This is a genomic window from Parcubacteria group bacterium (genome assembly GCA_016181765.1).
Lineage (GTDB): Bacteria > Patescibacteriota > Patescibacteriia > UBA2169 > UBA2169 > CG10-46-32.
The window spans coordinates 98,799-113,449 of sequence record JACOYR010000004.1; the positions used below are offsets into that span (position 1 = coordinate 98,799).

The 14,651-nt window shown below is 54.6% G+C and carries 14 protein-coding genes; 4 read left to right on the forward strand and 10 right to left on the reverse strand.

Features of this window, described 5'->3' with window-relative positions:
* Nucleotides 1-41 precede the first annotated feature (41 nt).
* Genes HYT31_02965 through raiA form a run of 3 tightly spaced genes read right to left on the reverse strand, consistent with a single transcriptional unit; the run spans nt 42 to nt 3,181 of the window.
* Complete coding sequence (locus HYT31_02965) at nt 42-1,043, reverse strand: SEC-C domain-containing protein (GenBank protein ID MBI2050743.1); 1,002 nt, start codon at nt 1,041-1,043, stop codon at nt 42-44.
* A complete protein-coding gene (secA, locus tag HYT31_02970) occupies nt 1,040-2,812 on the reverse strand; it encodes a preprotein translocase subunit SecA (protein ID MBI2050744.1) in 1,773 nt (590 codons plus the stop codon). The genes HYT31_02965 and secA overlap by 4 nt, the downstream gene beginning before the upstream one ends.
* 45 nt (nt 2,813-2,857) lie before the next feature.
* A complete protein-coding gene (gene raiA / locus HYT31_02975) occupies nt 2,858-3,181 on the reverse strand; it encodes a ribosome-associated translation inhibitor RaiA (GenBank protein MBI2050745.1) in 324 nt (107 codons plus the stop codon).
* 225 nt (nt 3,182-3,406) lie between these two features.
* Between raiA and HYT31_02980 the strand changes: the two genes are divergently transcribed.
* From HYT31_02980 to HYT31_02995, 4 genes are all read left to right on the forward strand, one after another.
* A complete protein-coding gene (locus HYT31_02980) occupies nt 3,407-3,670 on the forward strand; it encodes a hypothetical protein (protein ID MBI2050746.1) in 264 nt (87 codons plus the stop codon).
* A gap of 106 nt (nt 3,671-3,776) precedes the next feature.
* The gene (locus tag HYT31_02985) at nt 3,777-3,938 is read left to right on the forward strand and encodes a hypothetical protein (GenBank protein MBI2050747.1); all 162 of its coding nucleotides are present in this window, start codon (nt 3,777-3,779) and stop codon (nt 3,936-3,938) included.
* 90 nt (nt 3,939-4,028) lie between these two features.
* Entirely contained in the window at nt 4,029-4,379 is a 351-nt protein-coding gene (locus HYT31_02990; GenBank protein ID MBI2050748.1) for a hypothetical protein, read from the forward strand.
* A gap of 161 nt (nt 4,380-4,540) precedes the next feature.
* Entirely contained in the window at nt 4,541-5,062 is a 522-nt protein-coding gene (locus HYT31_02995; GenBank protein ID MBI2050749.1) for a hypothetical protein, read from the forward strand.
* Between the two features lie 130 nt (nt 5,063-5,192).
* Here HYT31_02995 and HYT31_03000 read toward each other — a convergent pair whose 3' ends face one another.
* From HYT31_03000 to HYT31_03030, 7 genes are all read right to left on the reverse strand, one after another.
* Nucleotides 5,193-7,013, reverse strand: a complete 1,821-nt coding sequence (locus HYT31_03000) for an alanine--tRNA ligase (protein MBI2050750.1) — start codon at nt 7,011-7,013, stop codon at nt 5,193-5,195.
* Nucleotides 7,014-7,463: 450 nt separating this feature from the next.
* Complete coding sequence (gene mnmA, locus HYT31_03005; GenBank protein MBI2050751.1) at nt 7,464-8,597, reverse strand: tRNA 2-thiouridine(34) synthase MnmA; 1,134 nt, start codon at nt 8,595-8,597, stop codon at nt 7,464-7,466.
* The gene (locus tag HYT31_03010; protein ID MBI2050752.1) at nt 8,578-9,369 is read right to left on the reverse strand and encodes an ATP-binding protein; all 792 of its coding nucleotides are present in this window, start codon (nt 9,367-9,369) and stop codon (nt 8,578-8,580) included. Before HYT31_03010 ends, mnmA begins: the two co-directional genes overlap by 20 nt.
* Before the next feature lie 241 nt (nt 9,370-9,610).
* Nucleotides 9,611-10,609, reverse strand: coding sequence for an HD domain-containing protein (locus tag HYT31_03015; GenBank protein ID MBI2050753.1), 999 nt, complete (start codon nt 10,607-10,609; stop codon nt 9,611-9,613).
* A gap of 47 nt (nt 10,610-10,656) precedes the next feature.
* Nucleotides 10,657-11,388: a TIGR00730 family Rossman fold protein gene (locus tag HYT31_03020; protein ID MBI2050754.1), complete on the reverse strand. Its 732-nt coding sequence runs from the start codon at nt 11,386-11,388 to the stop codon at nt 10,657-10,659.
* A 6-nt stretch (nt 11,389-11,394) separates the two neighbouring features.
* Nucleotides 11,395-13,164 carry a type IV secretion system DNA-binding domain-containing protein gene (locus HYT31_03025; protein MBI2050755.1) on the reverse strand — a complete coding sequence of 590 codons (1,770 nt, stop codon included), beginning with the start codon at nt 13,162-13,164 and terminating at the stop codon, nt 11,395-11,397.
* A 136-nt stretch (nt 13,165-13,300) separates the two neighbouring features.
* Nucleotides 13,301-14,449, reverse strand: coding sequence for a hypothetical protein (locus HYT31_03030; GenBank protein MBI2050756.1), 1,149 nt, complete (start codon nt 14,447-14,449; stop codon nt 13,301-13,303).
* Between the last annotated feature and the right edge of the window lie 202 nt (nt 14,450-14,651).

Consider the following 14,651-nt stretch of genomic DNA (forward strand, 5'->3'; position numbering starts at 1 on the left):
ATACCAATTGTTAGGGGTGGTGTCCAGCGTGCGCAAGCATACTATTTCCCATGGCACTTCTTGAATTTCTTCCCGCTGCCGCAGGGGCAGGGGTCGTTGCGGCCCACCTTTTCGCCGCCAAACCGGTTGCGGTCCGGGTCCGCCAGGGCAGCGGATGACGAAACCGCAACAGCCTGCTGCATCAAACCGGTGCCTGATTGCGAAGATTGCATAAAAGGCGATTCCGTCTTTTGGCTCATCTCCTTTGCCGGAGCGCTGAAGCGCACGCCGCGCAACGCGGAAAGGCCGCTCGCAAGGGCGTTCATAAGCTTCTGCGCCTGTTTCGGGTCAGCGTGCATGCGCGCCTGCAAGGACCGCGCCGCCAAAACTTTGTAGATGCTGTACACCACCTGGTTCTGGATTGCGGAGAGTAGCTGCTGGAACAATCCATAGGCATCGCGCTTGTATTCCACCAAGGGGTCGCGCTGGCCATAGCCCCGCAAGCCCACTGCGGTGCGCAAATTATCCAACGCATCCAAGTGGTCCATCCACAGCGTGTCAATGGAGTTCAAGAGCACGCCGCGCTCAATCTGCTTGACCTGCTCGGGATCATTGATTGACGAAGACATCTCATCAAACACTGCCTGCGCTTTGGCCTTAAGATGCTCAATCAGTTGTTCGCGGCCCTCTGATGCAGCGGACTCATTGAGATCAAGCGTGGTGTCCGGCGGGAAAATAGTTGCCATGGTTTGCCCAATCTCCTTAGTGTTCCACTCATCTTTCTCGGATGCGGACGTGTGCAGATTCACGACCTGGCTGATTTCCGCATCAATCATTTCAAAAATCTGGTCCTGGAGCTCTTCTTCGGAATCCGTGGTCAGGATGGTTTTGCGGCGCTTGTAGATTGCCTCGCGGTGCCGGTTCATCACGTCATCATACTCAACCACGTGCTTGCGGATGTCAAAGTTGTGGCCTTCCACCTTCTTCTGCGCGGACTCAATGGACTTGGACACCATCTTGTTCTCAATGGGCATGTCCTCCGGGATCCCCAGGCGGTTCATCATGTTCTTGATGCGGCCGCTCCCGAAGAAATAAAGAATTGGGATGAGCCCGGGTCTCCCTGGCGGCCGCCTCTTCCGCGCAGCTGGTTATCAATTCTGCGCGCCTCGTGCCGCTCCGTGCCCAGCACGTGCAAGCCTCCGAGCTTTTTAACTTCATCCGCTTTTTGCGCGTCATACGGCGTGCCGCCGAGCACAATGTCAACTCCCCGTCCTGCCATGTTCGTGGCCAGGGTCACGGCGCCTTTTTGGCCGGCCAAGGAAATGATTTCAGCTTCGCGCTCGTGGTTCTTGGCGTTCAAAATCTCGTGCTTGACCCCGGCTTTTGAGAGCAAGCCGGCAAACTCCTCGTTCTGCTCAATGGAAATGGTGCCAATGAGCATGGGCTGGCCGGCTCTGTTGCGCTCTTTGATTTCCTTGATCAGGGCTTCGTACTTGCCCTGCCTGGATTTATAGATGCGGTCAGCAAGGTCAAGCCGCGCGAGGGCCCGGTTGGTGGGCACCACAAACACGTCCAGATTGTAAATTTTGCGGAATTCCTCCTCCTCGGTCTTGGCGGTTCCGGTCATGCCCGAGAGCTTGGGGTACAAGCGGAAGTAGTTCTGGAACGTGATGGTGGCAAGGGTCCGGGACTCGCGCTTGATTTCCACCCCCTCCTTTGCCTCAATGGCCTGGTGCAATCCCTCGCTGTACCTGCGGCCGTGCATCAAGCGCCCGGTAAACTCATCCACGATAATGACCTCGCCCTCGGCAACTACGTAGTCCTTGTCTTTCTCAAACAGCGCGCGCGCTTTGAGCGCCTGCTCCAGGTGGTGCACGGTGTCCAGGCCGCCTTCGGTGTAGATATTCTCCATGGCGAGCGCCTTTTCCATTTTCTTGATGCCTGCCTCGGTAAGGGTTGATGCGCGCAGCTTTTCATCCACATTGTAATCCTCGTTTTCCGTAAGGGTTTTGATGAGCTCGGCGTAGCGGTAGTACGCCTCTATGGGCCGGTTATCGGGCGCGGAAATGATGAGCGGCGTGCGCGCCTCGTCAATGAGGATAGAGTCAACCTCGTCCACGATCGCGAAGTTGAATTCGCGCTGGACCATGTGTTCCGCCCGGCCCGCCATGTTGTCGCGCAGATAGTCAAACCCGAACTCATTGTTCGTGCCATAGGTGATGTCCGCCTGGTACGCCTCGGTGCGCGACACCGGGCGCAAGTGGTCGTAGTCAATTTTGACGAGGGGTGAAGACAGGGCTTCGGCAACTTCGGACGCATCATCCGCTGTTACGCCCGCATCATACACAAAAGACTTCTCGTGCTGGATGGCGCCGACCGAGAGCCCCAAAAAATCGTACACCTTGCCCATCCACACCGCGTCCCTGCGCGCCAGGTAGTCGTTGACCGTAACCACGTGCACGCCGCGGCCGGAGAGCGCGTTCAAGTATACCGGCAAGGTTGCAACCAAAGTTTTCCCTTCTCCGGTGCGCATCTCCGCGATTGCCCCTTGGTGCAGGACCGCGCCGCCGATGAGCTGCACGTCAAAGTGCCGCATCCCCAAGGTGCGCTTGCTCGCTTCGCGGACCGCCGCAAACGCTTCAGGCAAAATGTCGTCCAATGTTTTGCCCTGGGAAAGCTTTGCCTTGAATTGTTCGGTGCACCCTTTGAGCTCTTGGTCCGACTTCTTCCCAAACTCGCGCTCAAGCGAATTAATCTTCTCCGCGAGCGGCTTGAGCTTTTTTTTGATGTGCCGGTCCCCGGGGTCGCCGAGTAATTTGTCCAAAAATGACATATATAGTGTTCTCCCCCCTTGCTAAGGGGGGAGCTAGAGGGGGGTCTACTGCCCTCGCCTCCGCTTGCTTATGATCCGGTCTTTGATGTCCCGGGCCTGGCGCTCCAGTTTTTCGGCCACCACATCCAAGGCCGAGAGAATGTCCGGCCCCTCTTCCACGGAGCGCAGGACCCCGCCCGCAACGTCAATATTCACCTCAACGCGGTACACGTCTCCGCTCTTGTGGTGGCTGTCGCGCGAAACATCAACCCGCACCTGCAGCACGTCCACGTTGCCCTTGTACTTGGCAAGGCTCGCGAGCTTCTCGTGGAACTCCTGCTCAAGGTTCCCTTTGAGCTCAACATTTTTTGTGTAGAACTGGATCTGCATATGTTTATTTTTCCTCCCCCTCCTGTAATCAGGAGGGGGTAAGGGGGTGGTTAGATATGCAAATTCTACCACAATTTTTTTGTAAAAGAAAGATAAAAATATGGCTAATATTGGTTAAAAATCAATTACATTGACAAAAATCATTACATATGCTATAATTATATGATATAATAACTCAAATCCAGTCGTTCCCTAACAACCGAAAGGAAGGAGGTAAAATCCGCAATGCTCGCCTGCTGCGCACAAGAGGAAGAAGGCAGGGAGAGCCAAGAAGCAGAAAGGGTTGTGAAGGCCAACTTGTTCCTGTTTGCGCATCCGGAAATCTTAGGTGCGCGAGCATGGTTCGCCAGTCTCCGCGATGGACTGGATCCGAACGAAGTGTACAACGCGGCCAGCTCAAAAGGATTCGGTCCGCGGTACTGCACGGGATTCAAGATCCTGTACCAATACCGCAAGACCGAGGCCTTTCGCCGACTCACCGAGGAGTGACTCCCCACTTCTCATTCCCGAGAGCGCACGCCGCGCCCTCATCCATCCAAATGCCGTGGGAACTGGGGTCTCCCGAAATCCACGGCGAAAGCATGGAGATAGTGGCATGAACCAGCTCCGCAGAAAACAGCCAGACCCCGACGCGGAAGTTTGGGTCAGCGACGAGCGCGACGACGACCCAGACAAGGACGACACTCCGTCCATCTGGGAGGAGACCGTCGCGGTACTCGCGGCACAGATGGCGCAACGCCATCGGTTGCCGAACTGAACCGGAGTCTCCCCGACCGAGGCCAGCGACGCGCATCCCCCCGCGTTGCTGGCCTCTCTTTTTTTTACCCGATGCGGGGAAAGGAATAAGATGGTCACTACCGCAGTTCTCTGGTTTGCGTTCGCCTTTGTCCTGATCATAGGCGGGATGTGGCTCTACCTCATCTGGTACCGGACCGTGTATCGGAGAGGGCACCGCAAACTTGGGCGAACCATCCGGGACTTGGAAAAAAGGCTGAAAGCCTTTGACGCCGAGCACCCGGACAAGCAGGCTCTCAAGTACAACGATAACCTGCGGCTTCAGCGGGGCCAGATCAGCATACCGCTTGCCGAAGCGCGGGCGGGCCAGCGCAAGCTGAAGCAGCGCCTGCACTTGATGGTAGGCGCGTGGATCGCTCTTTTGTTCACGCTCGCATGCCTCGCCATCCTGGTTCCGAAGTAAGGCTCCAGGCGGCGCGGCCGCATCACAAAGACCCGAGGTTCTCCAGCGAGAGAACCCCGGGGCTTTTTTCATCCACGCGCCCTTTATACATATGCAATAACGTGGTATGCTAGGCAGTGCCCCATCACCTTTTCACCCCACACAAGGAGAGTAAGGTATGCATGGGTAACCCATGGCACTCGCTGTCGCCGGATGAGCGCGCCTTCCTCCGGCTCGTAGAGAATGGGTTTCCCCTCTCACAGCCAGAGGTGCGGAAATGGTTCTTTACAAAGCTGGGCAAAAAGCACATCACCGGGAGGCGCATCAGGAGAAAAGCGGAAAAGCGCGGCATAGGCGAAGACCACGCCATAGCGCTGGCGCGGCTGATTGGCATACGCTCCTCCGGCCCCCTGCGAACCGTGGTTCATAAGTACGAATCCGGAAAATTCAAAGGGGACGCGCTGGTGGCGCTTGTTGAGAACGGATTCGCGCTCCGAAAAAAGGAGCGCAGAACCTGGTTCTTGGCACAGCGGCAGAAGTTCAGCAGCAACAGGATTGTCAGGCTCGCGAACGAGTACCGCGAGAACGGAGGCGCATTCGCCATGAGCAAGCGCCACGCGGTTGCGCTCGGCAGGCTCCAGAAGATTCGGGCGTCAGTCTACTTCAGGAACGTCCTGCGCTTGTACAGCCTGATTGATCCGTAGCTCTTTGGGCATGAGCTGCGACACCGCACTGAATACACATGCAGTACCCCCGAGTGTATCACAGGCACCGCCGCGGCAACTGCCCACAAAGAACCCCCGTACCAACGAAGGGTTTTTTGCCTTATGTCCGCTACTCAAGCACCGCCCTGATTCTTCGCACACCGCTGGATGCGGATTCTTCTTTGGTGATCCTGAACGTCCCGAGCACGCCGGTATGTTCCACGTGCGGCCCTCCGCAGATTTCCTTACTCACATCCCCGATTGAGTAAACTTTGACTTTGCCCGCATACTTGCCTTCAAACAATCCCATGGCTCCCTGGGCCTTGGCTTCTTTGACGGACATTTCCTCGCAACTGACCGGATAATCTTTCTTGATGGCGTCATTGACCCAGCCCTCAACCTTTTTAATCTCTTCAGCCGTCATCTTTTGCGGGTGCACGAAGTCAAACCGCAAGCGTTCTGCGGTTATATTGCTCCCCTTCTGGACCGCGTGCTCGCCAAGGATGTGATGGAGCCCTGCGTGCAAAAGGTGCGTGGCGGTGTGGTACTTGACTGCCGTTTCCCCATGGTCAGCCAACCCGCCTTTGAATTTACCGCTTGAAGCGGTGCGGGAGAGCTCCTGGTGTTTGTTAAATTCCTCATAGAACCCTTTTTCGTCAACACCTAAGTTGTGCTCGCGGGCAAGCTCTTGTGTTATCTCCAAAGGAAACCCATAGCTCTGGAACAAGTCAAACGCGTCTTTGGCGTTTATAGTGCGGTCTTGAGCCTTCTCTGACGCAACTAAATCACTGAACTTTGCAAGGCCTTTTGAAAGTGTCTTTGCAAACTTATCCTCTTCAGTTCCGAGCGCTGAAACAATACGGTCATGATTGGTGCGGATTGACTCATACACGCCGTCGTACACGCGGAATACCTCTTGTGCGAGATCCCCAAGGAACGCGCCTTTGATGCCCAAAAGCCGGCTATGACGAATAGCACGGCGGATCAATCTGCGCAGCACATACCCGTGCTCAATATTTGACGGGGTAACGCCGTCTGAAATCATCACCGCAGCAGCACGCACATGGTCAGCTATAATGCGTTCCGAGACCGTGCTTCCCCCTCCTTTACTAAGGAGGGGGTCAGGGGGTGATTCAGATGGCTTGAGTGATCGAATCTTTTCAATAATCGGCGCAAACGTATCCATCTCAAACACCGAATCTTGACCGTTCAACACGGCAACGGTCCGTTCCACGCCCATACCTGTGTCCACGTTCTTCTGGGCTAAAGGCACATATGACCCGTCCGAGCGCTTATTATATTCCATGAACACGTTATTCCAAATTTCCACATACTTGCCGCAGTTGCACCCGGGTTGGCAATTTTGACCACAAGCCTCTTTGCCAGTATCAAAAAATATCTCCGTATCCGGGCCGCAGGGCCCGATTTTGCCCGCGGGGCCCCACCAGTTATCATACCGCCCCAAAAGAAAAATCCGCTCCCCAACGCTCGCATCTATCCCAACTGACTGAAACTCTCCCTGCCAAATCTTGATTGATTCATCATCTTTTGGAACCTCTAAATCACCCTCATACACGGTGATAAAGAGCTTTCCCGGGTCAATCCCAAGCCATTTTACATCAGTCAAAAACTCCCAGCTCCAGGAAATGGACTCTTTCTTGAAATAGTCCCCCAAAGACCAGTTGCCGAGCATCTCAAAAAACGTCAGATGCGTGGCATCGCCGACCTCGTCAATGTCCCCGGTGCGTACGCACTTCTGGACATTTGTCAAACGCTTGCCAGCCGGGTGCTTCTCGCCGAGCAAATAGGGCACCAAAGGGTGCATGCCGGCTGTGGTGAACAAAACCGTGGGGTCGTTTTCCGGAACCAAAGGCGCCGACGGGATGATTGAGTGCCCTTTTTCCTTGAAGAACGCAAAGTATTTTTCCCGGAGCTCTGATGCGGTAATCATAGCCTGATGATACCTGAATTTATCCACAATTGCAACGTTTTAAGGGCCCTTGACGCCGCAATAGGTATGGTACAATACAATCAGGCAGCCCGCCCCAGGCGCGGCCCCAAAAGAAAAAATGAAAACAGACGACTGGCCTGCTCCTCGGGCAGGCACCCAACCCGCACAATCCATGAAAGATTAAAAAGAGCTGGCCGCTATTGTTGAAGTCGGCTTTTTTAGTTCCCGGGTTTTTGCTCCTTGAATCTCGCCCCTCTCTTCTTGCGTCCGGTCCTTTTCACACGGTTCCCCCTTGCTTTTGTATCTATGGCGCCGTGTTAATTAGGGAAACGGGACTCAAAGATAGGCGCACCAGCGGCATTTCGGACATTCTCTGAACTGCCTGCGCTCCCTTAGTTGAGGCCAGCCCCACACGCCCCCTTTTCGCCTGTGCGGTGCTGGTCTCTTTTCTTATGCCACGATTCCGCCTCCCAAGCAGACTTCTCCATCGTACAAAACAACTGATTGGCCCGAAGCTACTGCCCACTGCGGCTCTTGGAACGCGACTTCATACGTGCCCTCACCCAGCGCTTTGGCTGTGCACTGGGTCAATTTCTCGCGATACCGCACCCGGCATTCGTACGTTTTTGACAAATCAGGCTCCTTGCCGGACACCCAGCTTGAGTCGTTAATGGCGACTTTTGACGCATAGAGCCGCTCATCTTTTGCGTCATTGGTGACTAAAAGTTGATTGCTCCTGAAATCTTTTTCAACCACATAGTACGGCCCCTTTCCGCCGATGTTAATGCCTTTGCGCTGGCCAATGGTGTACCAGAACAAGCCTTGATGCTCCCCGATTTTTTTGCCGTGTGCAGTGACAATGGATCCTGGCTTGTCTTTGATTTTCTGGGACAAGAACTTCCGCAAATCCACGTGCCCGATAAAACACACGCCCTGGCTGTCCCGCTTATCATGGTTCGGCAATCCGAACTTTTTCGCTAATTGGCGGACTTCCGATTTGAGATATCCCCCAACCGGAAACATTGTTTTTGACAGTTGCTGTTGATTCAAGCGGTACAGAAAGTACGACTGGTCCTTGTTCTGATCAACGCCTTTAAGTAATTGATACTCTCCCTTGTCATCCCGAGGTGTAGCCGAAGGATCTTTAGATTCAAGGCGCGCATAGTGTCCGGTCGCAATCGCGTCAGCCCCCAGCGCAAGCGCCTTATCCAGGAACACACCGAACTTGATCTGCGAGTTGCACATCACGTCCGGATTCGGGGTTCTGCCGGCTTCGTATTCCTCAAAAAAATAATCAAGCACTTGGTTCTTGTACTCCTCCTCAAAATCAAGCGTGTGGAACGGGATATCAAGCGTGCTGGCTACCCGCATGGCATCTTCCCGGTCGTGCAGCCACGGGCACTCGGAAACTTTCAAACCGAACGTATCCCCGAAATTCTTCATGAAAAATCCGGCTACCTCGTAGCCTTGGGCTTTGAGCAGTGCGGCAGACACGGACGAATCAACCCCGCCGGACAGGGCGACGAAGACCTTTCTTTTAAGAGGGGTATTTGATTGTTTGTGTTTATTCCAAATTCTGGCCATATTCGTTTCGTTCCCCCGTGTCAAGTAACCATTCCCAGAGCGGCCTGAATTGTATGGTCATTCCGTCTTTTTCAACCTCTCGCTTTTCGTCCCATGTGAGCACGGTTAATTTTCTAACGTTCAATTCGCCGCTTGCTTCAGATAGAGCTTTTGTTTCTCTTTGCTCGACATCTGAATTTATGGACTCATAGCAAACCTGTATCAGTTCTATAACCAGATGTCCTTTTTTTACGACAAAATCCACCTCGCGATCATTGCGAGTCTTGTAATAGAACAATTCCAAGTTTGGCTTAAGCCCTCGTTTTACCAGTTCGGTGAAAACCAGATTTTCCATAAGCTTGCCTTTGTCTGGCGAGTACTGAATGGCTTTCGCAGTTACAAAGCCATTGTCAACAACATATACTTTTTTCGGCGAATTTATCCGTTGTCTTGATTTTGGAGAATATCGCGAGAGTGAGAATATCAAATATGCCTCCTCCAAATAGGATGTGTACTTAGCTACCGTGTGCACGCTTTTCAGATTAAGCGTCTTCATCAGTTTGTTGAGTGTGTAGAGCGAAGCAAAATTATTGACTAGGTGTGACCCAAGCGTGCTTATCTGCGTTGAAAATTTAACCCGGTGCCTTTTTACAACATCCTTAAAGAGCAAAGAATCAAAAAGGACTTCCAAGTAATCTGCCGGATCAAGATTGCTTACCACGACTTCCGGAAAACCGCCCTTTGATAAATATTGATCGAGCAAATTCAGAAGCTGGCCATGTTTTTCAGGCAAGGATTTATACTCCAGGTCTATTTCGAACTTTTTACCTTTAGCATATTTTAAGCGTATTATTTTATTCCTAATGCACAAAAATAGCTAATCTTGTGCACTACACCTAGTATAGTGCACAAAACAAACAAATGCAAGGATTCTATGAATTATGAATAAGGTAAGAATTGGTGAACAGAAGGTAGAAAATTGGCCATATTCACTAATTTCGGCGTTTCGCGAATAGTACAAACGGGCATAACCGCTACTCCCGCACCACGCGGATGCAGTAGCCGTCCTGGAACCGCTTTTTTGACTCCTCAAACCGCTCTCGCACCTCGGGGTAGATATCCGTAACCCGGCGCACGGCGTTATTCACCATCACCAACGGGTCAACTCCCCGGAATTTTGACGTGAGGTGGTAATCGTAGTTCTCGGGGTCAAGGCACAGCTTGAGCTCCTGAATATGCTCCACGTCCGAAAGTGCCGAAAGAATTTCATCGTCCCCTGATGCCCTCATCCGCTCCAACACCTCACGGTCGGTCCCATAGAAATCTGCTTCGCTGATGACGCCGAGCGAACACGCGCGCTTGATGGCCTCTGACGTTCGCTCAAACATGAAACAGCCGAACGGCGGGCCCCAGCGCTGCTCGTTCATGCGCAGGGAGTGCAGGCACACGAACCGCGCAATGTCCGGATCATCAAACACGAACATGCCCCCCGCGTACGAAATGTGCAAGAGGATGCCAAGCGCCTCTTGGGGGGTCATCTCTCCGTAGCACACCGAATCCCGCAAAAAGTAGTCCAGCCGGTCGGCGCACAAATCCGGCAGCTCCCGATCCAGCATGGGAAACAGCTCAAGGTCAGCGATCCGCTCGTGCGCGAATCCGGCGCGCGAAAGCAGCTCTTGAATGGCGCCCTGTTTGATGATAGAGGCATGCGCGCGGTCCTGCACGCCCTGCGCCTGCACGTCGTTGTACACGTAGTCAATGACGTGCGAAAACACGGTATGCGAGATGTCGTGCAGCAATCCCGCGATCTGCTCTTCGTAGGAAGCGTTGAAATGCTTGAGCACATAGTACACCCCGAGCGAGTGCTCCGCGCGGTTAGTGTTGGCGTGCGGCAACCCGAACCAGTAGCTCCCGTACTGCCCCACCTGGTACAGCCGCTGGAACGCGGGCAACGCAATCAACGAAAGAGCCAGCGGGTCTGAAACCTCCCACCGGCCGTACACGCGGTCGTCCACGCTAAAAGAATCTGCCATAGGTACTATGGTAGCACGCGCGAGGGGCCTCTCACAAGCCACACCCGCTAAAAATCTTTGCGCGGCTTTGACGCGGCGAGCACTTTGAACGCCTCCGTAACCGTGTCCGCCAGGGCGAAGAGCTTAAGATCCTGCGGCTCAATGGTCCGGTACTTTTTGAGCATGGTTTCGTCCACGAACGAGATGAACGGCTCCCAGAAATCGCGGCCGTAGAGCACGATGGGGATGCGCTCCATCTTCTTAGTCTGGATCAGGGTGATGATTTCTGAAAACTCGTCCAAGGTGCCGAAGCCGCCCGGGAAAAACACGTACGCCTGCCCGGCCGCGGAGAGCATCACTTTGCGCGTAAAAAAATAGTGGAACCCCATGCCGCGCGTCACGAACCGGTTCATGCGCTGCTCAAACGGCAGTTGGATGTTTAAGCCGATGGAGTTGGCGTTGGCCTCGCGCGCCCCACGGTTTGCGGCCTCCATGATGCCCGGACCTCCTCCAGTGATGATGTTGAACCCCGCATTCCCGAGCTTGCGCGCCAGGCTTTGGGCGTCCTGGTAGTACCTATCCTCCTGGTCAAGCCGCGCGGACCCGAAGAATGAAATTGTTTTTTCGTACTGCGCGATGAACTGGAACCCGGACACGAACTCCGCCATGATGCGGAAGATGCGCCAGGTGATGGACTCCGAGGATTGCAGGCTCGCCTCCTGCATCACCGTCTTCTCTTCCGGAGACCGGGGAATCTTGCAGGCAATGGGGTCAATTGTTTTTTTTGTTTGTTTTAGCATGCTGGTTTAGCTTTGGAATTTTTGGACGCCCTGGGAAAACGCGTCTGAAAGTGAAAGCGCGGGGCCTGTGGGGATGATGCCTGAACTCGGAATCTTGGGCTTCTCGCGGGATGCGCCGTTGCCCTGGTTCTCTCTCTTTGGTTCCCCTCCGCGCTCAAGCCGCGGAATCTCGCCGCCCCTGACCTTCTTTAAGCAGGACTTGCAGTAAATGGGCCTATCCCCGTCCGGCTTAAAGGAGAGCTGGGTTTCTTCGCCGCAGATGTCGCACGCAGCAGTAAACGCAAGGTCTTTTTTCTTGGGGTGGTCGCGCTCGCTGTGCTCGCGGTACGCCTCGTTCTGGGGCGCGGGGCTCGGGATCGGGCGCTCTGCGGGCCTGGGAATGCTCGGCCTCGCCGACTCGGCGGGCGGCCGTCTGCGGTCCGGGAACCGATTGGGGCGCGGAGCGCGGGCAGTTTGTGGTGCCTCGGCGTCCGGCTCCCTGCCCGCCTCGCTCCAGCGTATGATTTTTTCTTCCACCACCTCGCGCGCAGTCGCGTACCGCTCGCGCGAAACCTTGACGACTTTATCCTTGTTGTCGGTCTTCCCTTCAATGGGCGGCATGGTGGTCGCGGAAAACGGCTGGGAGGCGATCCCGTCTATCATGAGCTTCATATACACCTCGTACTTGCCTAAGTTTACCAAATCCTCTTCCATAAAGTACGGCTCAAACTCAGTCACCAGCGCCTCGGCGTCCGTGCCGCCGATGCGGAAGAGCATCATGGTGCCCACGTTGCCGAACACCGCGGCCTGCACCAGCTCATCCAGCTGCTCTATGTACTGGTGCGCGATGATGAGGTTGAGGCGGTACTTGCGCGCCTCGGAAAGGATGTTCGCGAACGACTCCGTGGCAAAGTTCTGGAACTCGTCCACATACAGATAGAAATCGCGGCGCTCCTCTTCCGGAATGTCCACGCGGCTCATGGCAGCCATCTGGATTTTGGTGATGAGCATGGCCCCGAGGAGCGCGGAGTTATCCTCCCCCACGCGGCCCTTGGCAAGGTTTAAGAGGATGATTTTCCCCTGGTCCATGGCCTCGCGCATGGAGAACGATGACTTGACCTGGCCCACGATGTTGCGGATGACCGGGCTTGAGAGGAATTGGCCGACCTTGTTCTGGATCGGGGCGATTGCCTCGCTCTGGAACTTGTCCGGGTACTTGGAGTACTCATCAATCCAGAACGACCGCACCACCGGGTCCGTGACCTGCTGGATGACTTTTTTGCGGTAGCCTTTATCAACCAAGAGCCTCATGACCCCGAGCAGGGTTGAATCCGGATACTCCAAAAGCGCCAGAATGGCGTTGCGCAATACGTACTCAAGCCGCGGCCCCCAGGAATCTGCCCACAGTTTTTTGAAGATGCCGATGAGGCCCGAGGCTATCAGGTGCTGGTGCGCCCTGTCCACCTTTTCAAACACATTGAACGAGATGGGAAAGTCCAAGTCAGCCGGATTGAAGTAGATGACGTCGTTCACGCGCTCATTGGGGATGTACTCAACCACTTTCTCCACCAGGTCCCCGTGCGGATCCACCACGGCGACACCCTCCCCGTTCTGGATGTCCTGGATGATCATGTTCTCCAGGACCGTGGACTTGCCCATGCCCGTCTTGCCGATGAGGTACACGTGCCTGCGGCGGTCGTCTTTTTTGATGCCAAACACGCGCTTCTGGTTGCGGAAGTTGGTAGCTGCTAACGCGGTGATCGGTTCTCTGTTATTCGGGCCGATTGAGAGCGACATAGTGCATATAGTATACCATAACATGCGGCACAAACCAAAACCAAATTCCCCCTCCTGAATGCAGGAGGGGGAAAGGGGGTGGTCATTACATGAGAGTGCGGCGTGGTCGCTCCTTGGCGGCCGCGACGCTATGGAGTTACACGCTCACTGCGTCAATCGCACAGAAGCGGCCGCGGTCGTCTTTCCTGAAGCGCTGGTCATTGCCGAGCGCAAGGTACACGGTACCGCGCTTTACCATGCGCTGCTTGAGCACCTCTTCCACGATTTCATCTCGGGTGAGGCCCGAAGGCGCCTCTTTGAGGATGGAGAAAATCACGTCAGAAACGACTCCCGGCACAAACCCCCACTCTTTGAGGGCGTAGATGCCGCGGCCCACGAGCACGTAGCGCTCGTCCAAGATGAGCTCGTTGTGCACGGTAGGCGGGTATGCCTGCTTCTCGTCAAACCCGGCGCGGTTTATGTGCTCCGCGATGTCGCGGAAATGCAAGGGCTTGCCGTGCTTTCTCATAACCAAGTAAATCTTGTCGCCCATGCGCTTGGGGGTCACGGTGTTCCAGTGCGCAAGGCCCCACTCGCCGAACGGGTTCGGCCGGATGCGGGTCGTGGTGCGCAGGTGCGCGTGGATGGGGTGCGCTTCATCGGGATCAAACCCAAAGTGCGACTGGTGCTTGCTGAAAATTTCGGTCTCACGCAGCTTGGCAAGCAAATCATCGTGCGTAAGCGGCTCGCCATGGGATTCAAGAATCCGCTCAAGCGCGGCAATGGTTTCATCCGCATGGGCCCAGTCCACAAAATCAATGCGCCAGCTCGGGTAAAACCCGGGCCGCTGCTCGCGCACAATGCGGTTCTTGGTGAGCTTCTCAAGCAAAAACAGCAAATGCTTGCAGTAGGCTTCATCATTCTGCTCGCCCTGCAATACGTACTCAAGCATGTGGTCTTCGGCCATAATGCCCCCGTGCTTTTCCAGGGCAGCGAGCACCACCACCTCAACGGGCTTGACGGTCTCTTCAAAGTAGCTGAATCCGCGGATGTTGCGGATGGCCGCGTTCTCAATCTGGCGCACGCGCTCGCGCGTCACGTTGTAGTTTTTGCCGATCTGCTCCAGGGTTTCATTGCCCTTGCCGTGCAAACCAAACCTGCGGCGCAGGATATCCTGCTCGCGGCTCCCAAGCTCGCTGAAGAGCTTTGAGATGATTTCAACCGGATTAAAGCTTGCCAGCTCTTCCTCTTGCTTTACGGCCATTACCTTATCCAGAATTGAATTGGTTTGCGAAAAATTGTCCATAATTAAATATATTGGGAACTAGCGTATTTTAGCTAATATCAGCTAAAAATCACTAAATTCACCCTCTACATGTCACAATAATAGCACAAAGGGGATAAAACGTCAAGGAACCTGTGCAAAAAATCAGCACACCTGTCTTGGCATGCTGTTGTACCTTATTTTCGGAAAAAAGGGAAGCGGCGCGGACGCTCCTTGGCGGCCG

Excerpts from the sequence above, each read along its gene's own strand:
- HYT31_02965 (MBI2050743.1), bottom strand. The coding sequence starts at position 1,043 with ATGATGAACCGCCTGGGGATCCCGGAGGACATGCCCATTGAGAACAAG.
- secA (MBI2050744.1), bottom strand. The coding sequence starts at position 2,812 with ATGTCATTTTTGGACAAATTACTCGGCGACCCCGGGGACCGGCACATC.
- raiA (MBI2050745.1), bottom strand. The coding sequence starts at position 3,181 with ATGCAGATCCAGTTCTACACAAAAAATGTTGAGCTCAAAGGGAACCTT.
- HYT31_02980 (MBI2050746.1), top strand. The coding sequence starts at position 3,407 with ATGCTCGCCTGCTGCGCACAAGAGGAAGAAGGCAGGGAGAGCCAAGAA.
- HYT31_02985 (MBI2050747.1), top strand. The coding sequence starts at position 3,777 with ATGAACCAGCTCCGCAGAAAACAGCCAGACCCCGACGCGGAAGTTTGG.
- HYT31_02990 (MBI2050748.1), top strand. The coding sequence starts at position 4,029 with ATGGTCACTACCGCAGTTCTCTGGTTTGCGTTCGCCTTTGTCCTGATC.
- HYT31_02995 (MBI2050749.1), top strand. The coding sequence starts at position 4,541 with ATGGGTAACCCATGGCACTCGCTGTCGCCGGATGAGCGCGCCTTCCTC.
- HYT31_03000 (MBI2050750.1), bottom strand. The coding sequence starts at position 7,013 with ATGATTACCGCATCAGAGCTCCGGGAAAAATACTTTGCGTTCTTCAAG.
- mnmA (MBI2050751.1), bottom strand. The coding sequence starts at position 8,597 with ATGGCCAGAATTTGGAATAAACACAAACAATCAAATACCCCTCTTAAA.
- HYT31_03015 (MBI2050753.1), bottom strand. The coding sequence starts at position 10,609 with ATGGCAGATTCTTTTAGCGTGGACGACCGCGTGTACGGCCGGTGGGAG.
- HYT31_03020 (MBI2050754.1), bottom strand. The coding sequence starts at position 11,388 with ATGCTAAAACAAACAAAAAAAACAATTGACCCCATTGCCTGCAAGATT.
- HYT31_03025 (MBI2050755.1), bottom strand. The coding sequence starts at position 13,164 with ATGTCGCTCTCAATCGGCCCGAATAACAGAGAACCGATCACCGCGTTA.
- HYT31_03030 (MBI2050756.1), bottom strand. The coding sequence starts at position 14,449 with ATGGACAATTTTTCGCAAACCAATTCAATTCTGGATAAGGTAATGGCC.